Here is a 25295-nt window from a genome sequence, read left to right on the forward strand (position 1 = left end):
TGTGACGCAGCTTAGGCGAGGAAGCGGCGCCTCGCATCAGTTGTCCACAATCACATTCGGCACGTGTCCCGAAGGCACCCGATGGCCTGGCGGGTCGATGGGGTCCGGCCCCGCCGACCCGGGACACGGGTCGCTCAGCCCGCCGTGCCGGTCGCTGAGCTCCCAGACCTGGTCACCGCGCCGAGCTTAGGGAAGCGGGTTGGGAGCAGACTGGTGCATTGAACGGCGTCGAACGGCTTCCGGCGGCACCCGACGGCGTTCAGCTGCATCCACCGCGGGCCGGCCTTCCACCCTGACGGGACCAGCAGCGGTGCCGCCGGTCGGGCTCCTGGATTACCGCAGCGCGCTGAAGAAGGCGCGCAGGTCGGCAGCGAGCAGGTCGGGCTCTTCCTGGGCGAGGAAGTGGCCGCCGACGGTGGGCTCGCGCCAGTGGGTGAGGTTGGCGTAGGTGCGTTCGGCGAACGACCGGGGCAGGCCGGCGTCCTCCACGCTGACCGTGATGCCGGCGGGCACGTCGACCATCGGCAGATGCGGGGCCAGGTGGTCGTCACGGTAGGGCCGGAAGGACGTGCCGACGCAGTTGGTGACCCAGTACAGCATCACGGTGGTCAGCAGCTCGTCGAAGCCGAACCGACGGGAGATGTCGCCGCCGCAGTCGCTCCAGCGCTGGTACTTCTCGACGATCCACGCGGCCAGGCCGGACGGCGAGTCGCTCAGCGCGGCCGCGAGGGTGTCGGGCCGTGTCTCCTGGATGATTCCGTAGCCCCAGTCGTCCTCGGCCTTCGCGTCGAGCATGGCGACGAACGCCTCCTCGGCCGGGCTGAGGTCGTTCCTGCGGTCCGCCGGCGGGAACTTGATGTGCTGCGAGAAGACGCCGATGACCCGATCTGCGTGGCGGGCGCCGAGCCACGTCGTCACGCCGGAACCGATGTCGCCACCGTAGGCGCCGAAGCGGTCGTAGCCCAGACGGGTCATCAGCTCAGCCCACACGTCCGCGACAGCCGCCTCGGTCGTCGGGCCCTCGGCGAGTGGTCCGGAGAAGACGAAGCCGGGCAGGCTCGGTATGACGAGGTCGAAGTCTGCGAGCCGGGACACCAGGGGCAGCATCTCCGTGTACGTGCCGGGCCAGCCATGGGTCAGGATCAGCGCCGTGGCGTCGGGCGATGCCGAGCGGACATGAACGAAGTGGACCGGCGCGCCCCGGACCGTGGTGACGAACTGGGGGTACCGATTAAGGGCACGCTCGACCGCACGCCAGTCGAATCCGTCGAGCCAGTACCGCACCAGATCTGCCAGGTACCCAGGGTCGGTGCCGGCGGCCCACGGCTCTCCTGGTGCGGCCGGCGCGAGCCTCGTCCGCGAAAGCCGAGCGCGCAGGTCGTCCAGGACGGCTTCGGGCACATCGATGCGGAAGGGCGTCACCCGATCATGCTCCCATCGCAAGGAGTCACTGGGCAGCCGCCCGAACGGACAGGCTGCCGCCGCGGTGTGACCGCACTCGGTCGGCAGCCACGATCCGGGAGACTCGATCACCGCTCTCCGGAGGAGCGTGATTCAGGCCGGAACCGCTGCCAGGTGGCACTATCGTGACCCTCAGGTCCGGCAGGCCGCGCCGTGCGAACCGGTCCTCCAGGGAGGGAAGTTCACGTGCCTTCAGACGTACATCCGGGCTCGGAGGTCTTGATGCCCGCGGCGTTCCTGGGCCACGGCAACCCCATGAACGCCCTCGAGGTCAACCGGTACACCTCGGCGTGGAAAGCGTTCGGCGCCGCGGTGCCGCGTCCCCGCGCGATCCTGGTGGTCAGCGCCCACTGGTACATCAACGCCACGGCCGTCACCGCGATGCCCCGGCCGAGGACCATTCACGACTTCTACGGGTTCCCCCAGGAACTGTTCGACGTGCAGTACCCGGCGCCAGGGCTGCCCGAGCTGGCTGAGGAGGTCAGTGACGTCGTCCATCCGACCTGGGTCGGGGCGGACGTCGACAGCTGGGGCATCGACCACGGCACCTGGTCGGTGCTGATGCACGCTTTTCCGGACGCGTCGATTCCCGTCGTCCAGCTCAGCATCAACGCCGACAAGCCGATGGACTACCACCTTCAACTCGGCGCCCGGCTCGCTCCGCTGCGCCGGCGCGGTGTGCTGATCGTGGCGAGCGGCAATGTGGTGCACAACCTGCGCGGCATGGACTGGGCGCTGGCCGACGACGGCTTCGACTGGGCGCGGCGCTTCGACGAGGACGCCAAGGCCCGGATGTTGACCGACCCGGGCGAGTACGCGACCCTCGACGCTCACGGGGACTTCCGCCGTGCGGTACCGACACCGGATCACTTCATCCCCGCGTTGTATCTCGCCGGTCTGGCCGCCGCCACGGACACCCCCGACACCGAGGTCCTCGTCGACGGCTACGCCTACGGCTCGTTGTCCATGACGGCCTACACCCTGGGCATGTCCTGTCCACCGGCTGCCGGCCAGGGCGGATCCCCGCAGCCACCGCCAGGGCTGCCGCCGGACGGCTCCAACATCTGAGCAAGCGCCGGCTGGTCGAATGCTCCTATGGACCACGGTGCGGTCGCGGTGGGTCCGGCGCTCGCCGCCGTACTCGTCGCTCTTGTGCTCGTCGCCGTGGCGACGGTGCGGGCCGGTCGGCTCGGCCACGCCCGTGGCATCGCCACGGCGGCGCTGCGCGCGGTGGTGCAGTTGTGCGCCGTGGCGCTGCTCATCACTGCCGTCCTGCGGTCGTGGTGGGCCAGCGCCGGGTTCGTCACGCTGATGATCCTGGTCGCGGCGGTGACCTCCGCGCGCCGGGTCAGCTCGCTTCGCCTCGGCTGGCCGGTGCTGGCGCCGATCGCGGTCGGCGCCCTCCCGGCCTGCGCCCTCGTCGTGGCCTCCGGCACGGTGCCACTGACCGAGGTCGCGGTCGTTCCGATCGCCGGGATCCTCATCGGCGGGGCGATGACGGCTACGTCCCTGGCGGGCCGCCGCGCGCTGGACGAGCTTCGCGACCGCCATGGCGAGTACGAGGCGGCCCTGGCGCTGGGCCTCGTGCCGCGGGATGCGGCGCTTGAGATCTGCCGGCCCAGCGCGGGGCAGGCGCTGGTGCCCGCGCTGGACCAGACACGCACCGTCGGCCTGGTCACGCTCCCCGGCGCCTTCGTCGGCGTGCTGCTCGGCGGCGGCACACCCGTCCAGGCCGGGGCGGCCCAACTACTGGTCCTGGTCGCGCTCCTGGCCGTCGAGGCGATCGCCGTCGCGGTGACCGTCGAGCTGGTCGCAAACGGACTGCTTCGCCGACCGGGCCCTGCCGTCTAGCTCCCGCTTCGACGTCTGACCGCCCGGCCAGGACAAATTCCATCAATTTGGTTTGATGTATTATGCGGATCGTGGCGTCGAGTCGACTCGTCCCGGCATTCCTGCGATTGGCGGCCCATCCGCTGAGATGGCGACTGCTGTCCGAGCTCGTCGTCAGCGACTACCGGGTCCGGGAGCTGGTGGCGCGGACGGGCGAGCCGCAGAGCCTCGTCTCCTACCACCTGCGGCTGCTGCGCGACGGTGGACTGGTCACCGCCACGCGCAGCCGCTTCGACGGCCGCGACACCTACTACCACCTGGACCTGGACCGCTGCGCGGTCGCGTTGGCCGACGCCGGCGCCGCGCTGCACCCGGAGCTGCGTCGCGAACCGGCACCCCCGCCGCCCTCGGCCGGCCTGCGCCGATCGCCCCGCGTCCGCGTGCTGTTCGTGTGTACGGGCAACAGCGCTCGCTCGCCGGTCGCCGAGGCGCTGCTGCGGCATCGCGCCGGTGGCCGAGCCGAGGCGATCAGCGCCGGCAGCCGTCCCAAGGACCGCCTTCACCCCGACGCCGTCCGGGTCCTGCACGACGAGTTCGGCATCGACGTCGCCGGGCAGCGCCCTCGACACCTCGACACCGTCGCCGGTCACCGCTTCGACGTCGTGATCAGCCTGTGTGACAAGGCCCGCGAGGTCGTCCCGGACTTCCCGGGGCGTCCCCGGCGCGCGCACTGGAGCATTCCCGACCCCGCAGCCGACGACACCGACCAGGCCGGCTACCTCGCCTTCCAGCACGTCGCAGCCGACATCGACACCCGCGTCCGGCGCCTGCTGCCGGTCCTCGACGCCATCCGTCCATGAAAGAGGTCCCGCCGTGACAGCCTCCGATCAGTACGCCAGCGTCCGTTACCTCGTCGACGACGTCCAGGCCGCCGTCGACTTCTACACCGCCCATCTCGGCTTCACGCTGCACACCAGCGCCGCGCCCGCCTTCGCCGACGTGATCCGCGGTCCGCTGCGACTACTGCTGTCCGGGCCGGCCAGCTCCGGCGCCCGGGCCACCCCGGCCGACGCCGCCACCGCCGGCCGCAACCGGATTCACCTGACCGTCGACGACCTCGACGCCGAGATCGACCGACTGCGCACCGCCGGCCTGCCGTTCCGCAGCCCCCCGGTGAGCGGCCCCGGTGGACGTCAGGTCCTGCTCGCCGACCCCGCCGGCAACCTCATCGAGCTGTTCCAACCCGCCCGCCGCCCGCCGGACTGACAGGTACGCGAGAGGTGGGAGCGGGTGGTGCGGCACCGCACCGGCCGGATCCCCGGACCACACCGGCGCGCGGAGACCGCAGCGCGGTGACCTCCCGGCGCCCGGCCGTCGCCTGCCGACTCAACGGCCGACGCGGACCTCGTCACCGGGATCAACCGGTGACGGGCTCCGGGTCGGTGTCACCGCCGGCAGGCTCCGGTTCACCAACCGGCGGGTTGAGGTCGGGGCCGGCCTGCAACTGGACGAGCGAGGTGGGTGTGACGACCTCCCACGGATCACCGACGGCCACCTCCTCACCCGGCCGGTCGAGAGCGTCGGCGATCAGCTCCTCGATCGGCGGGTACGGATTGCCGCCGTCCCGCCACGGCCGTGGCGACAGGGTGGGCACCTGGGAGGAGGCGAGATACCCGCCGACGGCGTACTCGTAGCCGGGGCGTACCGGCACGATGACCCGGGCCGCGCCGGCCTGCAGGAACGCCTGATGCAACGCGTCGCTGCTGGTGCGGCTGCGTACGGTGACCCAGCGGTCCCGGCCCGCCCACTGGTAGGGGTAGCACAGGTAGGTCAGGTTCTCCCACTCGAAGACCTCCTCGAAGAACTGGATGTGGTCGGCTTCGGCGGTGATCTGCATCCGGTCGATGCGGGGAGCCTCGTCGTCGGGAGTGTCCAGGGCCCCGTACAGGTCGAACTCCTGCCCGGTGAGCACGGTCTGGCAGGCCCGCTTGAGTTCCAGCATCTCCAGCTGCCGGAGGCCGGCCGCCGACCCGCTCGCCTGGTAGGCGGTGCGTGCCTGGCGGCGTGCCTGGTCGTTGTCGTAGGCGGAGCGCTGGGCCAGGTATCCGGCTCGGATCGTCTCCCAGGCCCGCAGCCGCCACGCCTCGAACGCGCCGTCGGTCCGGGTGCACCGGACCCGCACCACGACGGTGAGCCCGCCCCGCTGGTCGGTGCTGATGCCGATCGGGACCGGACCGGGGACCGGTGAGTCGAAGTCGATCTTCGCATTGCCGACGCTCTCGTTGAGGGTGACCCGGTGCTCCCCGACCGCGACCTGCGCGGCCTGCGGCGGGTTGCCGACGTCGGTGGGGTATTCGCCCTCGGACAGGCCCCAGGTGGTCCAGACGTACGCCCTGCTCGCCTCGTAGCCGGCCGGTACCGCGACCTCGCCGGTGTAGGAGGCGTACCCCCATTCGGGCTGGGACTTGTCGGTGGAGTTCTTGGGATAGTCGAACGGCCGGGCGGCCGGGTCGACGAAGGTGGCGGTGGCGAAGACCTCCGGGTCCGGGGGCGGCTCGACGCCGAAGACGTCCCAGCGGGCGGCCTTGGCGGCCCAGTTGTCGTCGTCCAGGTCGTCGACGTCGAGGAACCAGGCGGGCGGTTTGGGGACGGCGCCCGCGCTGGTGTCCTCGGACGTCCGGGTGCTCAGCCAGACCAGCGTGGCGGCGGGCTCGGGGACGACGAACTCCAGCATCAGCCGCTCGCCGTAGTTGTAGACCTGCGCCTGGTCGACCTTGTCCAGCCAGCGGTATACGCCGCTGATGTTCGCGGCGCCGGCGGCGTTGTCGAAGGAGTGGGTGTTGGTCTCAGTGACCCGGACGCTGCTCGTGGTGGTGCGGCGTTGACCGGTCTCGGTACGCAGGAGCTGCGTGGCGCTCTCGGTGATCGTCTTGGCGTACGACACCGCGGAGCTGCTGCTCGTCTCGGTCGAGGTGGACTGGTCGGCGTTGATCTCGATTCCGGCCTGGACCGGCCCGAGGCCGCTGGACACGCTGACGCCCAGCGAGGTGGAGTTCTGCTGCGACGCCGCCGTCGCCAGCGCCCGGTCCAGGCTGTTCTGCTCGGTGGACGCGAGTTCCTCGGTGGACGCGTCGATCGTCTTACTGATCGTGGTCACGGTTTCGCTGGTGCGGGTGTCGGCCACGTGGGACCGGCCGCGCGTCTCGCTGGCGAGCACGTTCTCGACGTACGAGATCTCGCCGGGCTGGTAGCGCAGCAGCGCGGTACGGATGACCATGAGGTCGCCCCGGCCGGCGATGCGGGTGTACGCGTCCAGTACCGGCACCTTCGGCTGCCCCGGGTAGGGCAGCGGGTCGGCCGGGCCGGGGTGCGACGGGATCGGTTCGGCGTCACCGGGGTCCAGTTTCGCGGTCGCCCGGCGCCGGGCGTCGTCCTGCTCGGCGGAGAACACCCGGGCGAGGCGGCTCAGCGTCGTGGTGTCCGGGACACCCAGGTCGGCCGCGGCCTGCGTGGTGGCCGCGATGGCCGGACCGAGATCGGGAAAGCCGCTGTTCCGCAGGTCCCGTACGGTGGCGTCGGTCAGGCCGACGGCGCCGGCCCGGGCGCGTAGCCGCCGCAGGGTCTGGCCGAGGTCGGCGAACCGGCCGGCCCGATCGGCGTCCGGGTCGGTCCGCGGGGGCGCCGGCGGGTCCGGAAGCAGCACGTCGCGTCCGCCGAGCAGGGCCCGGACCAGGCACGCCGCGTCGGCGTCGGAGCGGGCGAGGCGCAGCAGCGTCATCCCGCGCAGCACGCGGACCAGCACGACGGCTGCCGGTGACCGGGGGATCCGCAGGAACCGGCCCAGCACCAGCACGTCCACCACCCAGCCGGTCAGTTCCGCCGCGGCCGTGGTGAGCTGTCCGGCGTCCAGGTCGTGCTCGGTGGCCCACCCGGCGACGCCGTCGCGCAGCCCACCGACGGTCAGCCGGGCATCGACGGCCACCCGGAGCAACAGCCACAGCGTCTGCCTGCCGAGCTCGTCGAGGCGGTCGTCCCGCGCCGCCAGCCGTTTGGCCAGCAGTCGCTGCGCCCGGTCGTCGTCCCCCTCGGTGACGACCTCCCGGACCGGATCCGACCAGGCGTCCCGGAAGTCGACGACCGCGTCGATCAGTTTCGGGCCGGTGGTGCAGGCGTCGGGGGCGGCGTCGCCCTCCCGGCGCAACTGGACGAACCGCAGGCCCACGTGGGTGGTGACAGGGGTGGTCATGGTTCCCCTCCGGTCTCCCGACTCGCTTGTGGTCAGATCTTCGGCAGGTGCAGGGCCGCGGGCATGCCGTACGCGGCGAGGTGTGTGTTGAGCCGGTCCACGAGCTGGTTCCATTCGGCCCGCACGTGTGTGTTCTGGCCGGCCGTCGTCTTCACGGCCTTCTGCCACTCGTCCTCGTGCAGTGCGCCGACCAGTTCCGCGAGGGTGAACTGGTCGAACGCCACGATCGGTTCGTCGGCGCGCGGCGTGTCGGTGAGCGGGAACGCCCGCAGCGCCCCGCCGCCCGTCAGCGGGGAGTCGGCCGCACGGGCGGCGTCGTCGTACGCCGCCACATCGCGAAGGGTGGGTACGGCCCGGTTGCCGTACCTGTCGACGCGCGTGACGCCGTCGAACATCCGACCGGCGTGCAGGTCGACCCGGGCGTGCTCCCAGGGGGAGAGGAGCTGGAGGTTGGCCGGTTCGGCGGCGCCGGTGAGCATCGACAGCCGGCTGGCCCAGACGGTCTCGTCCAGGTGGTTGCCCAGCCGATGCGCCCAGTCGTTCATGCGCTTGGTGAACCGCTGGACCAGGCCGTGCTCCCATTCGCGGGAGCGGGTCCGCACGTTCCAGGCGCCCGGCAGGCGGAGGGCCATCTCGAACAGCTCGTCCCGGGACCTCCGGTAGTACGGATCCCGGGCGTACCGCGTTTCGAGGTTCGTGGGGTCTCCGGTCCTGCCGGCGGTGTCGCTGCCGTGGTGGCTCCACAGCCGGTGCAGCGTGGCGTCGTCGGCCTCGATGAAGGCCTCGTCCTCCAGCCGGGCCGCCAACTCCCACCGCGCCTGCTCGGCGGTCCGGTCGTTGACCTTCTCCCGCACGAGCTTGAAGTGGTACACCGGCGAGGCGCCGGTCGTGATCATGTGGGCGATCTGCGGTTCGGACAGCAGCAGGTCGGGGTCGTAGTCCCAGGCGTGCAGCACGTCCTCGCTCTTCAGCCCCAACGTCCGGAACAGGGTGACACCGCGGGCGTCCAGCGGAATGTCGCGCCCCCACGCCCGGGAAGCCATCACCATCCCGATGGTGCGGTTGCCGCGGGCGGTGACGAGCTTTCCGTAAGCCGGATAGTGCAGGTCCGGCCCGGTCGGCGCGTTCATCGGGATGACGTTGAGCTCCTCCGGCAACGCGACGTGGTGCCCGATCTGGTAGCGGTACCTGCTGTAGGCGATGCCGCCGTCGTACGGTGTCGGGCCGAACCGGAAGTCGTGGAACGCCTGGACGAGCGCCTGGCGGTACAGGTCGGGGTCGGTGGTGCGCAGCATGGTCGCGGCGGCGGGACCGAGCAGCGAGTCGACGATGCCGTGGAACAGCGAGTCGGCGGCACCGCCGGCGAGGAACTCGCCGGTCGTCAGCCGAGGGTTGTCCCGCCGGGCCGCCTGGTAGAGATTCTGCAGGTACGCGGATTCCAGCGCGACACCGGAACGGTCGACGAGTTGCGCCGGATCGCGCAGAAACGCGGTCGGGCCCGGCGTCACCGCCCTGGTCGCCGCCGTCTTCGCGGCCTGGGCGGTCAGCTTCTGCTGGGCCATCAGCAACCCCTGCTGCTGCACCAGCCCCACCGGCCGGGTCACGGCGACACCCGCGGCAGTTCGTCGATCAGGGTGGCGGCCAGGTCGGCGTCGACCGGGGCGGCCGCCGCCGCCGCCCGTGCCAGTCGGGGGAGCGGCACGTCACCACGGGTCAGCACCCGCCGGCCGGCGGCCAGCAGCGAGCCACCGACCCGGTCCACCACGGGCGGCACCAGTACGCCACCCAGCGTCAGCGCGGCCGTCAGGCCGCTCATCGGCTCCCCGTCGAGGTCCCTGCCGGTCAACACGTACGCGGCGACCGAACCGAGATCACGTAGGTCGTACATGGCTTGGACGGTGGGAACGGGGACGAACTGGCCCACCGTCGTCACCACGTGGACGATCTCCTCCAGAGTGGCCGGCCGGGCCGGCAGATCCCGCACCGGCACCACTTCGTCGGTGATCTCCAGGGGTACGTCGTCGAAGTGTGTGGCCACCCGCTCCCGGTAGCGGACGATCCCCTTGACGGTGCTCACCCCGGCGGCGCCGACCGAGTCGTCGAGGAACACCCGCACCCCGGCGGTGCGGATCACGGTCAGCTGCCACACCGGTCCGTCGGGCGTCGTGGTGGCCGGACCGGCGACCGGCTCGCCGTCGGAGTCCAGCAGATCCAGCCGGTAGGCGAAGCGGTCCTCGGCGCCGGCCGGGTCGACCCGGATGTGGATCGGCAGCGGCGCGCTGCCGGGTATCCCGCCCAGCCAGTCGATGTAGGTGTCGTACACGTCCTTGGCCAGCGTGAACGCGATGTCGTCGAGGACCGAGGCGGCGGCGACGAACCAGTCGGGCTGCCAGGACCAGGGCTGACCGCGAGGCGGGCGGCCCTGCTCGGGGCGGATCAGCACCACGTCGACTCCGTCCGCCCGGGCCTGCTGGACGGATGTGGGCAGCAGCGCGCCGCCGATCCCCTCGACCGCCGCGTCCAGCGCGACGGTCCCGGCCACCAGGTCGGGCTCGGTGAGCGGGGCCGCCCGCAGCGGACCGCCGAGCGTTGGCAGCGTGTCCGGGTGCCGGTGGCGCTGGATCTCGAAGGCCAGGCTCTGGTCGCAGCGGGTGGGTCCGTCCCCGGGCAGGTACGCGGCTCGCAGCGCCTGCAGCCCGTCCGCGCCGAGCAGTGGCCGCGCCGAGAACGACACGCCCGGCGCCATGGCCAGCAGCAGCCGCATCGCGCTCCAGTGCACCAGCGGGGTGGCCTTCGGCTCCGCCTCCTCGATCTCGAAGGCGCGCGCGGGCGTGAACGCGTATCCCATCGGCAGCGGCGCGTACGAGATCGACTCTCCGCCGACCACGACGCTCCGTTCGGCACCGGCGATCCGGTGCTCGACCCTCAGGTCGAAGACCAGCGGCTGGGCGGCGTCGACGTCGGTCACCATGACGGCGGACGCCTCCGGCCGCCGGTCCGCGTGCGCCGCGGTGGCGGCCTCGTAGCACCAGCCGGGCAGATAGCTCACGGTCAGCGAATCGGCGCCGTCGAAGCGGACGTGCAGGACGTTGCTCATCGCGTCGAGGCACACGAACACCGGATCTGCCGGTGCGCCGCCGTATAGCTCCAGCCAGCGGCCCTCGCCCTCGACCGTGGTGTCGAGGGTCAGCCAGACGTCCTCCAGCACGGCGCGCAGTGGCCGGGCCGCCTCGTCGGCAGCCTCCAGAAGGGTCGGCGGACCGGGGGCCATGGTTGGCAGCGTATAGACGGCGTGTCACGACGCAGTCACCTGTCGGTCACTCGCGCACCGGAAAGCGGACACCGAGGAAGCCGGCCCACCGCCGCACCTGCGTCGGCGCGGCGACACCGCAGGAGACCAAGGAACCGGGGCCACTGGCCGTCGGAGCGTGAGCAGTGACCAACGGGCGGGAACAGGCGATCGTCGGAGAGCCGGTCAACGGCGGATGAGGCCGAGGTCGGTGGCGGTGGCGACGGCGGCCGTGCGTGAGTCGACGCCGAGTTTGGCGTAGATGCGAGCCAGGTGGGACTTGACCGTGCCCTCGGTCAGGTAGAGGCGGGCGCCGATCGCCTGGTTGGACAGACCGTCCGCGACCAGCGCGATGACCTCGGTCTCGCGTCGGGTCAGGGCGGTGCCCGGCGTACGCAGGCGGTTCATCAGCCGGTCCGCGACGGCGGGCGCCAGCGTGGTGCGTCCGGCGGCGGCGGTGCGGACGGCGGCGGCCAGGTCCTCGGGTGGGGCGTCCTTGAGGAGGTAGCCGGTGGCGCCGGCCTCGATGGCGGGCAGGGTGTCGGCGTCGGAGTCGTAGGTGGTGACGATCAGCACGCGCGGTGCCCCCGGGCGGGCGGTGATCCGGGCAGTGGCTTCGGCGCCGCCCATGCCCCTCCCGAACTGGAGGTCCATCAGTACGACGTCGATGTCGCCTTCGGCGGCGCGGGTGACGGCCTCCTCGGCGGTCGCGGCCTCGGCCACGACGACGAGGCCGGGTTCGGTTTCCAGCACGGCGCGCAGCCCGGCCCGTACGACCGGGTGGTCGTCGGCCAGCAGGAGGCGGATGGGGGCGTCGTCGGTCACGGGCGGCCCTCGGGCTCGGTCTCGGTGGGTTGGGTGAGGGGAAGCTGGGCGGTCAGGGCGGTGCCGTGACCGGGCGCGGATGCGACGGCCAGCGTGCCGCCGAGGGTGTCCATGCGGGCACGCATGGCCGCCAGGCCGAAGCCGCCGCTGTCGGCGTCGGGGGCGGGCGTCCGTTCGGGGTCGAAGCCGCGCCCGTCGTCGACGACGTGCAGGGCGACGTGGTCACCGAGACGGCTGAGGGTGACCTCGGCGGTGGTGGCCCGGGCGTGGCGGACCGTGTTCGCGAGGGCGGACTGGGCGACGCGCAGGAGAGCCACCTTCTGGGGGGTCGACAGCGGCACGGGGTCGCCGACGAGGTGGAAGCGGGCGGTGAGGCGGTGGCGGGCGCTGGTGGTGGTGCACAGGCGCTCCAGTGCACCGGCCAGGGTGGTGCCCTCCAGGGCGGGCGGGGTGAGGGCGGCGACGAAGCGCCGGGCCTCGGCGAGGTTGTCCACGGCGACCTGGCGGGCCGCGTCGACGTGGCCGGCGGCGGCGTCGGTCCGGCCGGGCAGGGCGCGCTCGGCGGCGCGCAGCAGCAGTTGGATGCTGGACAGGCCCTGGGCGAGGGTGTCGTGGATCTCGCGGGCCAGACGCTCGCGTTCGGCGAGTACGCCGGCGGTGTGCTGGGCCCGGGCCAGGTCGGCCCGGGTGGCGGTGAGTTCCTCGATCAGCTGCCTGCGCTGCTCGCTCTCCCGGTACAGGGCCTGGTATCCCCACACCACCCCGACGGCGACGGCGGCGCCGAGCGCGGGACCGATAGCCACAGCCGGGGTGAAGGAGCCGGTGTGGGCGGCGAACCCGGCGACGGCAGCCGCGGCGGTGACGATCACGGCAGCCAGGCCGGCGCGGCGCGGCAGCAGGTGGAGCTGGAGGAAGTACAGCGGAAAGGCCACCCAGATCGCGTCGGGGGACAGGCCCAGCAGCAACAGCCACACGGCGCCCACGGCCGCCAGCCACCACGCGGCGGCCCGCCGCGAACGGCGGATGCGGGGCAGGAACGGCCCGGCGGCGTACGTCAGGCCGAACGCCGCCGCAGCAGCGACGATCAGTCCGGCGTGGGGCCGGTCGACGGCCACCGCCCGGCCGGCGGCCAGGACGAGCAGGCCGGCGATCAGCAGGTGAAGGCACCAGGCCAGGGCCCGGATGGTCGGCGTCAGGACGGGGGCAGCGGTGCTCACAGTGAGTCCCACGTTACCGAGGCAGGCGGTCCGGGGGCCTCTATCGAAAGTTCGAACCCGGGTGCCGTCTTCCGGCCCGCGAAGTGCCGTCCTACGCCAGACGCGCACACCGGCGTCGGCCGCGATGGTGGAGTCGTACCGCTTCCACCGCTGGAAAGGACAGGCCGAGGCCGTGTTCGTCGCCTGGAGAGATCTGAAGTTCGCCAAGGGGCGCTTTGCCCTGATGGGGACCGTCATCGTGTTGATCACCCTGCTGGTCGGGCTGCTGTCCGGGTTGACGGCCGGACTGGGCCAGCAGAACGTCTCGGCCATCACCGGCCTGCCCGCCGACAGGATCGCCTTCCAGGCACCCGGCGACGGCCAGGACGTGTCGTACTCCAACTCCACGGTCACCGAGAAGCAGTGGCAGCGGTGGGCCGAGGCCCCCGGAGTCACCGGCGCCGAACCGCTGGGCATCACCACCACCAAGGCCACCGCCGGGGACAGAAGCGCCGGGGTCTCCGCCTTCGGCGTCCGGCCCGGCTCCCGCCTGGCCCCCGACAGCGACCGGATCGACGGGCGCTCGGCAGTGCTGTCCACCAAGGCCGCCGACGACCTCGGCGTGCAGGCCGGTGACTCGGTCACGCTGGCCGCGCAGCAACTCACAGTGGCTGCCGTACGGGGCGACGCCTCCTTCAGCCACACCCCTGTGGTGTGGACCAGCTTGGACGCGTGGCAGAGGATCGCGCCTCCCACCGGGACCGGTGGCGGCGGCCCGACGGCCACCGTCGTCGCCCTGACCACCACCTCGGGGGCCGATCTGGCGGCCATCGACCGGCAGGCGGGCACCGAGACGGTCTCCGTCGACGACTCGCTGTCCGCGATCGGCTCCTACACCTCCGAGAACGGCTCCCTACAGCTGATGCGCGGCTTCCTGTTCGCCATCTCCGCCCTGGTCATCGGCGCCTTCTTCACCGTCTGGACCATCCAGCGCAGCGGTGACGTCGCCGTGCTGAAGGCACTCGGCGCCTCCACCGCCAACCTTCTCAAGGACGCCCTCGGACAGGCCGTCGTCCTGCTCACCGGCGGCACCCTGCTCGGCACCGGCATCGCCGCCGCCCTCGGCGCCCTCGTCGCCGGATCCGCGGTGCCGTTCCTCCTCACCCCGATGACCGTCCTGCTCCCCGCGGCCGTGATCGTCATCCTCGGTGCCCTCGGAGCCGCTCTGTCCATCCGCCGCATCACCTCCGTCGACCCGCTGACCGCCCTGGGGAGCGCCCGATGAGCCTGAACCTGACCGACGTCACCCTCACCTACCCCGACGGCGAGGGCCGCCTGACCGCCCTCGACCGCGTCACCCTGGACGTACCCAAGGGCAGCCTGACCGCAGTGATCGGCCCTTCCGGCTCCGGCAAGTCCAGCCTCCTCGCGGTCGCCGCCACCCTCATCACCCCCGACTCCGGCACGGTCACCGTCGACGGCACCCCCACCACCGGCATGATCAGGAGCGAACTCGCCGACCTGCGCCGCCGCAGGATCGGCATCGTCTTCCAGCAGCCCAACCTGCTGCCCTCCCTCACCGCCGCCGAGCAGCTCCAGGTCATGGCCCACATCGACGGCCGCCCGCCGGCCACGGCCCGCACCCGCGCCATGGAACTCCTCGACGCGGTCGGCCTCGCCGGCCAGGCCGACCGCCGGCCGCACCAGCTCTCCGGCGGCCAGCGCCAGCGCGTCAACATCGCCCGCGCCCTGATGAACGACCCCACCGTGCTGCTCGTCGACGAACCCACCAGCGCCCTCGACCACGAACGCGGCACCGCCGTCATCGACCTGATCACCCGCCTCACCCACCAGCAGGCCACCGCCACGGTCCTGGTCACCCACGACCGCGCCCACCTCACCGCCGCCGACCAGGTCGCCGAAGTCCACGACGGCGCCCTCCACCTTCCGGCACCGGCCCGCTGAAGCGGCGCGACCCACGAGCTGTCCGGCCCGCAGCAGCAACCCGGCGTACGCCGGGACGCCGGCCCGTCCCCGGCCGGCGGGAACGCGGTCGTGGCCGACGGAATGTGAGACCGCCGACTCCGCCGCTCGTCACGGCACGTGTGCGGCTCCTGGCGCATTGACACCGGGGCTACGGCCACATAAGACTGTCGCGACAACTGAACCACCGCGTGTACGTGCGGGGGAAGACCGGTCGAAATCCGGCGCTGGCCCGCAACGGTAGGCCGTCCAGTGGACTCTGGCGGCGAGCCCGAATACCCGTCGTACGCGTGAATCCGCTCCCCACCCGTCGTGGCCCACGGGTCGGAGTCCCGACCGACCCGGCGCTGCCGCGTCGGCCGGGCTTTTGACGACCGCCGGGCCGGAAAGGCGCTTCCGATGGTCGTCCGCCGAAGCCGGCACCGCCTGCTCGCGCTCCTCTGCGGCGTGCTCGCCGCCCTCACCCTCACCCTCACCACACCAGCCGTCGCCGCACCCGAGCGCGCCGCAGTCACCCGCCCCGAGGCCGCCGCCGGCTGGCTCGCCCGGCAACTCGTCGACGGCGAACGCTTCGAGGCGGTCTTCGACGGTGTCGCCTACCCCGACCAGGGGCTGACCCTCGACGCCGTGTTCGCCTTCGCCGCGGCCGGCGCCGCCGACAACCACAGCGCCGACGCGCTGGCCTGGGTCACCCGGCCGGACATCCGCGGCGGCTACCTCGGCGACGGCGTCTCCGAGGCGTACGCGGGCGCGACAGCCAAGCTCGCCCTCGCCGTGCAGGTGCGCGGCGGCGATCCGACCGACGTCGGCGGGGTGGACCTGATCGCCCGGCTGCGCTCGCTCCAGACGCCGGTCGGCAGGTTCAGCGACCGGTCCGCGTACGGCGACTACAGCAACGCGTTCAGCCAGTCCTTCGCGCTGCTCACGCTGGTCCGTACGGCGGCCGGGGCGCCACCGGCGGCGGCCGCCTGGCTGGCCGGCACCCGATGCCCGGACGGCGGCTACCCGCTGCTGCCCGCGCAACCGGTCTGCGTGTCCGACGTGGACGCGACCGCGCTCGCGACGCAGGCGCTGCGCGCCGCGGGGCGTCCGGCCGACGCCGCCGCCGGGCTGCGCTGGCTCGTGTCCGTCCAAGGTGCCGACGGCGGCTTCGCCAACGCCGCCGGCACGCCGAACGCCAACAGCACCGGCCTCGCCGCGCAGGCCCTGCGCGACGGCAGCCGGCCCGTGGCCTGGGCGCGCGCCCGGGCGTTCCTCGCCGGACTCCAGGTCGGCTGCGCCGGGGCACCGGCGGACCGGGGCGCGGTCGACTTCGACGGCGGCGGCTTCGACCCGGCCACCGCACCGCGAGCCACCGCCCAGGCTGTCCTCGGTCTCACCGGGACCGGGTACGCCCGCCTGTCCGCCGCCGGTGCCGAACCCGGCGCGCCGGCGCTCGCCTGCCCGTGAACCCCCTCGCCGCTCACCCGATCACAGGAGGACCCGTGTTCCGTCACCGTTCCACAGTCCGCAGTTGGCTGGCCGGCCTGCTGGCCGCCGCCGTGGCGGGCGTCGCGCTGACCGCCGCCGAACCCGCGCCCCGGGCGGCGCACGCCGCCGCCTGCGTCGGTACCTCGGGAGTCACAGTGGTCGTCGACTTCGCCGCGCTCGGCGGCGGCGTCCAGGTCGGATGTGCCCCGGGTGACCCGGCCACCGGGCTGGCCGCGCTACAGGCCGCCGGCTTCACAGTCACCGGCACCGCCCGCTGGGGCCTGGCCTTCGTCTGCCGGATCAACGGCAAGCCCACCGCCGCGACCGAGCCGTGCGTCAACACCCCGCCGGTCACGGCGTACTGGTCGTACTGGCACGCCCCGAGCGGCGGCTCCTGGTCCTACAGCACCTCGGGGGCGACCAGCTACAACCCAGCGCCGGGCAGTGTCGAGGGCTGGTCCTTCGGCGCCGGCGCCCCGCCGAGCATCGCCGCTCCCTAGGTGTGACCAGCGGCGCACCGGGTGCCGGCAGCTGCTCTGGCGTCGTCGCGCGCCCGGGCGGTACGGTGTCGGCACCCGGTGCGCCGGGCACACAACTGCATACGTCCCGTGTGGGGGGAAGCCGGTTCGAAGCCGGCGCTGACCCGCAACCGTGAGCGAGAGTGCCTTCTCGCGAGCCGGAATGCCCCGCCCGGGACGAGCGGCTTCCACTGTCGAGGTCTACAGGGTGAAGTCCGGGCCGCCGAGGTCCGACCACCCCCGCTCACCGCAGCACGCGGAGCGGGGTGTCAGTTTCTCGGGGTGCTTTCCGGAGGTTTCACCGACCGCTCTGCGAAAGGCACCCCTGATGCCCCTGTCCCGGCGTCTCACCACCGGTCTCGGTATAGCCACGGTCACGACCCTCGCCGCTATCACCGGCGCCCCTCTGACCGTTGTCGCGGCACCCGCCCCGGCCCACGTCACAGCCGCCCACGACGCCGCGTCCTGGCTGGCCGGCGAGTTCGCCGACGGCTCCCTGCCCGGCCCGTTCACCCCCGAGGACTGGGGGCTGACCATCGACGGCCTGGTCGCGCTGTCCGCCACCGGCGTGGACGCGCCCACCCGGCAGGCGGCAACCGCGCAGGTCGCCAAGCACGTGCGCTCCTACAACAGCTACGACGACTGGGGCATCGAGGGCTTCACCGACGGCGGGGCCACCGCGAAGCTGCTCTACGCCGCCTCCGCCGCCGGCGCCGACCCCACCGACTTCGGCGGCTACGACCTGCGGGCGGAGACCCTGTCGCTGATCGCCGGCGCCGACGCCGGGCACCAGCGGGGACGGATCACCAGCCGTACCACGGCCGACAGCGGCCCGGACGACAGCAACACCTTCGACCAGTCGTTCGCCGTGCTCGGCCTGGCCCGCAGCGGCGACCTACCACAGGAAACTGTGGACTTCCTGATCCGGCAGCAGTGTGCGGCCGGTGGCTTCCGGCTCTACCCGGACGCCGCCGGCGGGCCGTCGCCGTCCTGCGACGACCAGCCCGGAGCCACCCTCGACGTCGACTCGACCGCGATGGCCGTGCAGGCACTGCTGGCCGCGGCCGAGGACGGCGCCACCGGCGCCGGCGACGCCGCGCGCAAGGGCGCCGACTGGCTGGTCACCCAGCAGCACGCCGACGGCTCCTTCGGCGGCTCGGGACCGACCACCGGCGCGAACTCCAACAGCACCGGCCTGGCCGGGCAGGCCCTCGCCGCCGCCGGCCGCGACGACGAGGCCGCCAGCGCGGCGAAGGCTCTGGCCGCGCTGCAGCTCACCACGGGCAACGGCGGGGCGGCCTCCGCCGACGCCGGCGCGATCGCCTACGACACCGACGGATTCACGGCCGCCACGTCGGCCGGGATCACCGACACCGACCGGGACCAGTGGCGCCGGGCCACCGCGCAGGCCCTGCTCGGGCTGGCCCAGGTCCCGCTGGGCCGGATCGGCCTCGACCCGCCGCCCACGTCACATCCCACCCCGACCGGCACGGCCTCGGCCACCGTGCCCGCCACGCCCCCCGCGTCTCCCACGCTCACCACGTCGCCTCCGCCGACCGGCACCGCCGGCCCGACGCCGAGCGTGACCAGCCCTCCGGCGACACCCGTCCCCACGACCGCGGCGCCGACCACCGCCGCTCCGCCGATCACGACCCCGGCCGCGTCGGGGCTGGGCGGGCTGCCGACCACCGGCGCGGCGATCGGCAGCCATCTGCTGATCGCGCTGCTGCTGATCGGTGGCGGAGTGACACTGCTCGTGCTCGGCCGACGGCGGGCGGGATGAGCCTCCGTGCCGCCCGCGGCGCGCTGGTCGTCGCCCTGGTCACCGCAGGCACAACGATCGGACCGGGCAGTCCTGCGGTGGCCGCCGGGTCGGCCGGCTACTGCCCGGACGCCTCCGGGGTCACAGTGGTGGTGGACTTCAACGAACTCGGCGGCGGAACAGTGGTGCGGTGCGCACCGGGCACCCAGGCGACCGGGCTGGCCGCGCTCAAGAACGCGGGCTTCCCGATCACCGGCACGCTGCGCTGGGGCGAGGGGTTCATCTGCCGGATCGAGGGCAAGCCGTCCGCCGCGGCGGAGAAGTGCGTCGACACCCCACCGGCCAGCGCCTACTGGTCGTACTGGCACGCGCCGAACGGCGGCAGCTGGACGTACAGCGACAAGGGTGTGCTCAACCGCAAGCCGGCGGCCGGCAGCTTCGAAGGCTGGTCGTTCTCGCTCAACCGCAACGCCAACGACGCGCCTCGTCCCGGCGTCGCGCCGAAACGACCCGCGCCGCCGCCCTCTCCGCCACCGGCCCCTCCGCCGCCCACCGGCGGCGGGCCGGCGGTGCCACCACCGGCGGGCGGAGCCGTCGTGGCGCCGCCGGTCGGCGGTGGCCGGCCCGGTGAGCCCACCCGGCCGGCCGGCACCGCCGGCCCGCCGGCCTCCGTCAGCCCGCCGACCTCCGCCGGCACGTCACCGACGGCCGGTACGCCGCCCCTGGCGGCGACGCCGGGTGCTGACAACAGCACGGCACCGCAGGGCTCCTCCGACGAGCCGGTGGCGACCGATGTCGCCGCGTCCCGTGACGACGACGGCCCGCCACTGGGCACGATCGCCGGGGTGCTGCTGCTCGCCGTGCTCGCCACCGGCGCGCTGGTCGCGGCCCGGCGGCGGCGTGCCGCCGGCCCGGATGACTGACGCCGCGGCCACCGGGTCGCCGGCCGCTGCCGCCGGTCGTCTGCCGGGCCGGTGGTCGGTGTGGTGGCTGCCCCGAGGGCTGCATCCGGGCGCATGGTGGCTGTGGGCGCTCGGCCTGGCGACCGCGGCCAGCCACACCACGAATCCGCTGCCGCTGGCACTGCTCGTGGCAGTCGCCGGGCTGGTGGTGGTGCGCCGTCGTGGGGACGCGCCGTGGGCGTTGGCGTTTCGCATGTACGTCTGGCTCGGCGTGGTGATCGTCGCGATGCGGGTCGTGTTTCGCATCGTGTTCGGCGGCGGCCAGGGCGAGCACATCCTGGTCCGGTTGCCGGAGATCCCGCTGCCCGCGTGGGCGGCGGGCATCCGCCTGTTCGGACCGGTCGCCGTCGAGCAGATCCTCGGCGGCTTCTACGACGGGCTGCGGCTGGCGACGATGCTGATCTGCCTCGGTGCGGCGAACGCCCTGGCCAACCCGAAACGGCTGCTCAAGGCCGTACCCGGCGCACTGTACGCGGTCGGCACCGCCGTCGTGGTCGCGTTGTCGGTCGCCCCGCAACTGGTGGAGAGCGTGCTCCGGGTCCGCCGGGCCCGGCGGCTGCGCGGCGCGACCGGGCGGGGGATGCGGGCGTTGCGCGGGATCGCCCTGCCGGTGCTGGCCGACGCGTTGGACCGGTCCCTGGCCCTCGCGGCGGCGATGGACTCCCGCGGTTACGGCCGCACCGGCGCGGTGCCCGCCGGGCAGCGAACCGTCACCGGGGCGCTCGGGCTCGGCGGGCTGGTCGGCGTCTGCGCCGGCACCTACGGGCTGCTCGACACCGCCGCACCCGGCTACCTGGGACTGCCGATGCTCCTGGCCGGACTGACCGCCGCCGTGACCGGCATGCTGCTGGCCGGCCGCCGGGTCCGCCGCAGCCGCTACCGGCCGGACCGCTGGCGCCCGGCCGAGCTGATCATGGCCGGCTGCGGGGTGGCCGCCGCGGCGCTGACCATGCTCGCCGGCTCGGTGGACCCGGAACTGCTCTACCCGCCGGTCAGCCCGCTCACCTGGCCCCAGCTGACCCCGCTGATGCTTCTCGCCGTCGGCGTCGCGGCCGCACCCGCCTGGCTGGCGCCGCCACCACCGCCGACGGCACGTGCCGGACGCCCGCCGGCGGTGGACCGGCCGATCCCCGTCACGGAGGTACCGGCAGACGGAGGGCGCGCCGCGACGGCGACGACACCGGGAGACCGTCCATGATCACTTTCGACCGGGTCACCGTCCACTACGCCGAGGGCGGCCCGCCGCCGCTGCGGGACGTGACGCTCCGCATTGAGGAGGGCGAACTCTGCCTGGTCGCGGGCCGTACCGGCGCCGGAAAGTCGACGCTGCTGCGGGCGATCAACGGCCTCGTCCCGCACTTCACCGGCGGCACCCTGCACGGCACCGTCACCGTCGACGGCCGGGACACCCGCACGCACCCGCCGCGCGACCTCGCCGACGTCGTCGGCGTGGTCGGCCAGGACCCGCTTGCCGGTTTCGTCACCGACACCGTCGAGGAGGAACTGGCGTACGGGATGGAGCAGCTCGCCCTGTCGCCGGCGGTGATGCGCAAGCGGGTGGAGGAGACGCTGGACCTGCTCGGCATCGCCGACCTGCGGGACCGGCCCCTGCGGACGCTGTCCGGCGGCCAGCAGCAGCGGGTCGCCATCGGCGCGGTGCTCACCGCACATCCCCGCGTGCTGGTGCTCGACGAACCCACCTCCGCGCTGGACCCCACCGCCGCGGAGGACGTGCTCGCCACAGTCACCCGGCTGGTGCACGACCTCGGCGTGACAGTGGTCCTGGCCGAGCACCGGCTGGAGCGCGTGCTCCAGTACGCCGACCGGCTGCTGTACCTGCCCGGCGACGGTCACGTCCACGACGGGACACCGGCGACCGGGCTGGCCCACGTCGACATCGCGCCACCCCTGATCGAGCTGGGCCGCCTCGCCGGCTGGACACCGCTGCCGCTGTCGGTCCGTGACGCCCGCCGACGGGCGTCCGACCTCCGGCACCGGCTCGCCGTCGCGGAGCCGCCGCCGGCCCCGGTGGTCGCGGACACCCGTCCCACGCTGACCGCGCGGAAGATCGTCGTACGGTACCCGGGGACCGTCGCGGTGGCCGGCGTCGACCTCGATCTGCGAGCTGGCCAGGTCGTCGCGTTGATGGGCCGCAACGGATCCGGCAAGTCCAGCCTGCTCTGGGCGGTGCAGGGCAGCGGGCCCCGCCAAGGCGGCACCGTCGCCGTGACCGGTCCGGAGGGCACTGCCGACCCGAAGGCACTGCGTGCCGGTCAGGCCCGTCGGCACGTCGGCCTCGTCCCGCAGAACTCCGGCGACCTGCTCTACCTGGAGACCGTCGACGCGGAGTGCGCCCAGGCCGACCGGGAGACCGACGTGCCGGCCGGCACCTGCCGGGCGCTGGTGGACCAGCTCGTCCCCGGCCTACCCGGTGACCGGCACCCCCGGGACCTGTCCGAGGGCCAGCGGCTCGCCCTCGCGCTCGCCGTGCAGCTCACCGCCGCGCCGCCGGTGGTCCTGCTGGACGAGCCGACCCGCGGCCTGGACTACCACGCCAAGCGGCAGTTCACTGCCGTCGTCCGGATGCTGGCCGGCAACGGCCGGGCCGTGGTGGTCGCCACCCACGACGTCGAACTCGTCGCGACCCTCGCCGACCGGGTGATGGTGATGGCCCAAGGGGAGATCGTCTCCGACGGCACCACCGCAGAGGTCATGCTCGCCTCGCCGGCGTTCGCGCCGCAGGTGGCCAAGGTCCTCGCCCCCGCACCCTGGCTGACAGTGGAACAGGTCGCCGCCGCGCTCAGCGCGACCAGGGAACCGGCATGAACGTGCTGCGGGTCGCCCCGCGTACCGCAGTGGTGCTGACCCTCGCCTCGGCCGCCGCGCTGGCCACCTTCACCTGGCCCTTCTTCGTCCCCGCACACCCGGAGACCACCGCCCGCACCGGCGAGGCGCCGCTGGTCTTCATCGTCATGCTGCCGGTGCTCGTGGCGCTCGTCCTCGCCGAACTCACGTCCGGCGGCATCGACAGCAAAACCCTGGCGATGCTCGGCGTACTCGCCGCCGTCAACGCCGCCCTGCGTCCCCTGGGTGCGGGGACCGCGGGCATCGAGACCGTGTTCTTCCTGCTCGTCCTCGCCGGCCGGGTCTTCGGACCCGGCTTCGGGTTCCTGCTCGGCGCCACGTCGCTGTTCGCCTCTGCCCTGCTCACCGCCGGCGTCGGACCGTGGCTGCCGTTCCAGATGCTCTGCGCCTCCTGGATCGGCCTCGGCGCCGGCCTGCTCCCGGCCCGGCTGCGCGGCCGGGCCGAGACCGCCGTCCTGGCCGGGTACGGCGTGCTCGCCGCCTACGGCTACGGCCTGCTGATGAACCTGTGGTTCTGGCCGTTCAGCGTCGGCGCGGACACCCAGCTGTCGTACGTCGCCGGCGCGCCCGTACTGGAGAACCTGCACCGCCTCGCCCTGTTCACCGCCGTCACCTCCACCTTCGGCTGGGACACCGGCCGGGCGATCACCACGGCCGTGGCGATCGTCCTCGCCGGCCCGGCCGTCCTGGCCGCGCTGCGCCGCGCCGCCCGGCGGGCCGCATTCGGTGCTCCGGTCACCTTCGCCGCGCCCGAATCCGCCACGCCCAGGGCGGGTGGTGAGCAGGTGACCATGCCCGGCATCAAGCCGACATCCTCGCAGGCGGCGGAGGAGGTCAGCTCATCGCAGACCCCGCAACCGCCCGTCAGATGATCGGTGACGCGTTTCGCTACCGGGCAGCGCTGCCGCCCGAATGAACGACGGGTGGGCGCATGTCAGCGACGCCCCCGGCAGGTTGGCCTGACCGTGCCCTTCGGCGCACTGTTCCCAATCCTGGGCCGGCATTCACCGGGCGCGGTCGGTGTACGCCTTGCGTCGTTCCGCGGCCAGGATGGCGGCGCTGACCTCGTTCACGAATGCCCGGACCTCGTCGAACCGGCCGGGATCGGTGTCGTGGCCGGAGTCGTACCACCAGTCGCGCGCCCAGACGATCAGGTCCGCCCATCGCGGGAGGGCGGCGGCGGTCTGCTCGGCGGCCTGCCGCTTGGACAGTTGCCGGCCGTTGCGCAGCCGCTGGAAGGCCCGGCAGAGCGTGAGCACCGCGTACGACTGGGCTCCGGGTGGGGTCATCTCGAGCACCCAGGCCGGCCAGTCGCGGACGTGGCCGAGCAGAGCCGCGCGGACCAGGCCGGGGTCGACGACGGGCAGCAGCTCGCCGGCCGGCGGTCCCAGCAGCGTACGGCCGTAGTCGCGCACGGCGACCCAGGTCACGACGCGGTGAGTGGTGGCGGGCAGCAGGTGCAGCGACTCGCCGGGGCTGATCCGGGCGATCAGGTGGTCCCGGCCGCCGACGGCGCGCACCGCGTCCAGTGACACGTATTCCACCTCGATCCGGCCCGCCCACTGCGGATGCCGCCGGTCGAGATCCGCGTGCAGTCCGGCGAGTACGTCGAGGAGCTTCTCGTCCGGGTCGCCGGCGAGGACCGCGAGCAGGTCCAGGTCGCTGCGGCCCAGATCGAAGTCGCCTGCCACCAGTGAGCCGTGCAGGTACAGGCCCAGAAGGCGGTCGGCCAGCGCCTCGCGCCACGCCTCGCGAAGGTCGGAGAGAACCATGTCGGGTGAAGCCACTGGGTGATCCTGCGCGGCCGGTTGCCGGGCGGCCACCGATTAAGCCGCCCCGGCCATCGCCGGCAGCATGCCAACGACCCCGGTCGACCCCGGCATCAACCACCTGGTTGACCGCCGCACCCACCGGGCTGTGCGGCGGCTCTCGCCGCGCAGTCGATTCGGCGTACGGGTGCCGGGCGGCACGCTTCTGTCATGGCAATCATCGAGGTGGACGGCCTCGTCAAGCGTTACGGCGAGCACACCGCTGTGGACGGCGTCAGCTTCGCCGTCGAGCAGGGCGAGATCTTCGGCATCCTGGGCCCGAACGGGGCCGGCAAGACCACGACAGTCGAGTGCGTCGAAGGGCTGCGCGTCCCGGACGGCGGCACCGTCCGGGTCTGCGGCATCGACCCGCAACGTGACACCGGGGAGATGCGGCACCTGCTCGGCGCGCAGCTCCAGGCGAGCGAGCTGCCCGACAAGCTCACAGTCGGCGAGGCGATGGAGCTGTACAGCTCCTTCTACCGCCGGCCGGCCGACTGGCGTGCGCTGATCGACACACTGGGTCTCACCGGGAAGCTCGGCACGCAGTTCCGGCGGCTCTCCGGCGGGCAGAAGCAGCGGCTGTCGATCGCGCTCGCGCTGGTCGGCGACCCGAAGGTGGCGGTGCTCGACGAGCTGACCACCGGCCTCGACCCGCAGGCGCGGCGCGACACGTGGGAGCTGATCGAGGGCGTCCGTGATCGGGGGGTGACGGTGCTGCTGGTCACGCACTTCATGGAGGAGGCGGAGCGGCTCTGCGACCGGCTGGCGGTGATCGACGCCGGTCGCCTGGTCGCGCTCGACTCCCCGGCCGGGCTCGTGGCGCGCGTCGACGACCGGCAGCGGATCCGGTTCCGGCCCTCCGCGCCGCTTGATCACGCCCTGCTGACCGCGCTGCCGGAGGTCACGTCCGTCGAGCGGGCGGGCAGCCAGCTCGTCGTGACCGGTACGGCGAACCTGCTGCTCGCCGTGACCACTGTGCTCGCCCGCCATCAGGTCGTCGCGGCCGATCTGCGGGTCGAGCAGACCTCGCTGGACGACGCGTTCGTCGCGCTCACCGGCCGCCCGATCGACGCCTGA

21 protein-coding genes and 2 riboswitches are annotated in these 25295 nt (G+C 73.3%); of the genes, 14 read left to right on the forward strand and 7 right to left on the reverse strand.

Going from position 1 to position 25295, the window contains the following annotated elements:
• Positions 1-333 precede the first annotated feature (333 nt).
• A complete protein-coding gene (locus M8C11_RS15390) occupies positions 334-1533 on the reverse strand; it encodes an epoxide hydrolase family protein (RefSeq protein WP_252450032.1) in 1200 nt (399 codons plus the stop codon).
• A 150-nt stretch (positions 1534-1683) separates the two neighbouring features.
• Between M8C11_RS15390 and ygiD the strand changes: the two genes are divergently transcribed.
• From ygiD to M8C11_RS15410, 4 genes are all read left to right on the forward strand, one after another.
• Positions 1684-2529 carry a 4,5-DOPA dioxygenase extradiol gene (gene ygiD, locus M8C11_RS15395; protein WP_252450033.1) on the forward strand — a complete coding sequence of 282 codons (846 nt, stop codon included), beginning with the start codon at positions 1684-1686 and terminating at the stop codon, positions 2527-2529.
• Between the two features lie 27 nt (positions 2530-2556).
• Entirely contained in the window at positions 2557-3312 is a 756-nt protein-coding gene (locus M8C11_RS15400; RefSeq protein WP_252450034.1) for an ABC transporter permease, read from the forward strand.
• Between the two features lie 71 nt (positions 3313-3383).
• Positions 3384-4151 carry an ArsR family transcriptional regulator gene (locus tag M8C11_RS15405; protein WP_374668302.1) on the forward strand — a complete coding sequence of 256 codons (768 nt, stop codon included), beginning with the start codon at positions 3384-3386 and terminating at the stop codon, positions 4149-4151.
• 13 nt (positions 4152-4164) lie between these two features.
• Positions 4165-4557, forward strand: a complete 393-nt coding sequence (locus M8C11_RS15410) for a VOC family protein (protein ID WP_252450036.1) — start codon at positions 4165-4167, stop codon at positions 4555-4557.
• 151 nt (positions 4558-4708) lie between these two features.
• Here the strand turns inward: M8C11_RS15410 and M8C11_RS15415 are convergent, their stop codons facing one another.
• The 5 genes from M8C11_RS15415 to M8C11_RS15435 all read right to left on the reverse strand — a co-directional run bounded on the left by M8C11_RS15415 (position 4709) and on the right by M8C11_RS15435 (position 12868).
• Positions 4709-7537 (reverse strand): hypothetical protein, encoded by a 2829-nt coding sequence (locus M8C11_RS15415; RefSeq protein WP_252450037.1) that lies wholly within the window; start codon positions 7535-7537, stop codon positions 4709-4711.
• A gap of 32 nt (positions 7538-7569) precedes the next feature.
• Positions 7570-9141, reverse strand: coding sequence for a hypothetical protein (locus tag M8C11_RS15420; RefSeq protein ID WP_252450038.1), 1572 nt, complete (start codon positions 9139-9141; stop codon positions 7570-7572).
• Positions 9138-10808, reverse strand: coding sequence for a hypothetical protein (locus tag M8C11_RS15425; protein WP_252450039.1), 1671 nt, complete (start codon positions 10806-10808; stop codon positions 9138-9140). The genes M8C11_RS15420 and M8C11_RS15425 overlap by 4 nt, the downstream gene beginning before the upstream one ends.
• 204 nt (positions 10809-11012) lie before the next feature.
• On the reverse strand, positions 11013-11651 hold the full coding sequence (locus M8C11_RS15430; protein WP_252450040.1) for a response regulator transcription factor: 639 nt from the start codon (positions 11649-11651) through the stop codon (positions 11013-11015).
• Positions 11648-12868 (reverse strand): sensor histidine kinase, encoded by a 1221-nt coding sequence (locus tag M8C11_RS15435; RefSeq protein WP_252450041.1) that lies wholly within the window; start codon positions 12866-12868, stop codon positions 11648-11650. The genes M8C11_RS15430 and M8C11_RS15435 overlap by 4 nt, the downstream gene beginning before the upstream one ends.
• Positions 12869-13106: 238 nt before the next feature.
• Here M8C11_RS15435 and M8C11_RS15440 point away from each other — a divergent pair, with 238 nt between their 5' ends.
• From M8C11_RS15440 to M8C11_RS15480, 9 genes are all read left to right on the forward strand, one after another.
• Complete coding sequence (locus M8C11_RS15440; protein ID WP_252450042.1) at positions 13107-14132, forward strand: ABC transporter permease; 1026 nt, start codon at positions 13107-13109, stop codon at positions 14130-14132.
• Positions 14129-14812, forward strand: a complete 684-nt coding sequence (locus tag M8C11_RS15445) for an ABC transporter ATP-binding protein (RefSeq protein ID WP_252450043.1) — start codon at positions 14129-14131, stop codon at positions 14810-14812. Before M8C11_RS15440 ends, M8C11_RS15445 begins: the two co-directional genes overlap by 4 nt.
• Before the next feature lie 174 nt (positions 14813-14986).
• A riboswitch (cobalamin riboswitch) is annotated at positions 14987-15132 on the forward strand.
• A 97-nt stretch (positions 15133-15229) separates the two neighbouring features.
• A complete protein-coding gene (locus M8C11_RS15450; protein ID WP_252450044.1) occupies positions 15230-16279 on the forward strand; it encodes a peptidase in 1050 nt (349 codons plus the stop codon).
• Between the two features lie 35 nt (positions 16280-16314).
• Complete coding sequence (locus M8C11_RS15455) at positions 16315-16800, forward strand: hypothetical protein (protein ID WP_252450045.1); 486 nt, start codon at positions 16315-16317, stop codon at positions 16798-16800.
• Between the two features lie 68 nt (positions 16801-16868).
• Positions 16869-17009: riboswitch (cobalamin riboswitch) on the forward strand.
• A 137-nt stretch (positions 17010-17146) separates the two neighbouring features.
• Complete coding sequence (locus M8C11_RS15460; protein ID WP_252450046.1) at positions 17147-18601, forward strand: prenyltransferase/squalene oxidase repeat-containing protein; 1455 nt, start codon at positions 17147-17149, stop codon at positions 18599-18601.
• Positions 18598-19503 carry a hypothetical protein gene (locus tag M8C11_RS15465; protein ID WP_252450047.1) on the forward strand — a complete coding sequence of 302 codons (906 nt, stop codon included), beginning with the start codon at positions 18598-18600 and terminating at the stop codon, positions 19501-19503. Before M8C11_RS15460 ends, M8C11_RS15465 begins: the two co-directional genes overlap by 4 nt.
• Complete coding sequence (locus M8C11_RS15470; protein ID WP_252450048.1) at positions 19496-20740, forward strand: CbiQ family ECF transporter T component; 1245 nt, start codon at positions 19496-19498, stop codon at positions 20738-20740. The genes M8C11_RS15465 and M8C11_RS15470 overlap by 8 nt, the downstream gene beginning before the upstream one ends.
• Positions 20737-22368, forward strand: coding sequence for an ABC transporter ATP-binding protein (locus tag M8C11_RS15475; protein ID WP_252450049.1), 1632 nt, complete (start codon positions 20737-20739; stop codon positions 22366-22368). Before M8C11_RS15470 ends, M8C11_RS15475 begins: the two co-directional genes overlap by 4 nt.
• Entirely contained in the window at positions 22365-23279 is a 915-nt protein-coding gene (locus M8C11_RS15480; RefSeq protein WP_252450050.1) for an ECF transporter S component, read from the forward strand. Before M8C11_RS15475 ends, M8C11_RS15480 begins: the two co-directional genes overlap by 4 nt.
• A 132-nt stretch (positions 23280-23411) precedes the next feature.
• Here the strand turns inward: M8C11_RS15480 and M8C11_RS15485 are convergent, their stop codons facing one another.
• Positions 23412-24194, reverse strand: a complete 783-nt coding sequence (locus tag M8C11_RS15485) for a nucleotidyltransferase domain-containing protein (protein ID WP_252450051.1) — start codon at positions 24192-24194, stop codon at positions 23412-23414.
• A 192-nt stretch (positions 24195-24386) separates the two neighbouring features.
• Here M8C11_RS15485 and M8C11_RS15490 point away from each other — a divergent pair, with 192 nt between their 5' ends.
• Positions 24387-25295 (forward strand): ABC transporter ATP-binding protein, encoded by a 909-nt coding sequence (locus M8C11_RS15490; protein WP_252450052.1) that lies wholly within the window; start codon positions 24387-24389, stop codon positions 25293-25295.

It is taken from the genome of Micromonospora sp. CPM1, assembly GCF_023896895.1.
Taxonomy (GTDB): domain Bacteria; phylum Actinomycetota; class Actinomycetes; order Mycobacteriales; family Micromonosporaceae; genus Micromonospora; species Micromonospora tulbaghiae.

Coding starts and splice junctions, on each gene's coding strand:
- M8C11_RS15415 (WP_252450037.1), bottom strand. CDS start 7,537: ATGACCACCCCTGTCACCACCCACGTGGGCCTGCGGTTCGTCCAGTTG.
- M8C11_RS15480 (WP_252450050.1), top strand. CDS start 22,365: ATGAACGTGCTGCGGGTCGCCCCGCGTACCGCAGTGGTGCTGACCCTC.
- ygiD (WP_252450033.1), top strand. CDS start 1,684: ATGCCCGCGGCGTTCCTGGGCCACGGCAACCCCATGAACGCCCTCGAG.
- M8C11_RS15445 (WP_252450043.1), top strand. CDS start 14,129: ATGAGCCTGAACCTGACCGACGTCACCCTCACCTACCCCGACGGCGAG.
- M8C11_RS15460 (WP_252450046.1), top strand. CDS start 17,147: ATGCCCCTGTCCCGGCGTCTCACCACCGGTCTCGGTATAGCCACGGTC.
- M8C11_RS15470 (WP_252450048.1), top strand. CDS start 19,496: ATGACTGACGCCGCGGCCACCGGGTCGCCGGCCGCTGCCGCCGGTCGT.
- M8C11_RS15425 (WP_252450039.1), bottom strand. CDS start 10,808: ATGGCCCCCGGTCCGCCGACCCTTCTGGAGGCTGCCGACGAGGCGGCC.
- M8C11_RS15475 (WP_252450049.1), top strand. CDS start 20,737: ATGATCACTTTCGACCGGGTCACCGTCCACTACGCCGAGGGCGGCCCG.
- M8C11_RS15490 (WP_252450052.1), top strand. CDS start 24,387: ATGGCAATCATCGAGGTGGACGGCCTCGTCAAGCGTTACGGCGAGCAC.
- M8C11_RS15400 (WP_252450034.1), top strand. CDS start 2,557: ATGGACCACGGTGCGGTCGCGGTGGGTCCGGCGCTCGCCGCCGTACTC.
- M8C11_RS15465 (WP_252450047.1), top strand. CDS start 18,598: ATGAGCCTCCGTGCCGCCCGCGGCGCGCTGGTCGTCGCCCTGGTCACC.
- M8C11_RS15450 (WP_252450044.1), top strand. CDS start 15,230: ATGGTCGTCCGCCGAAGCCGGCACCGCCTGCTCGCGCTCCTCTGCGGC.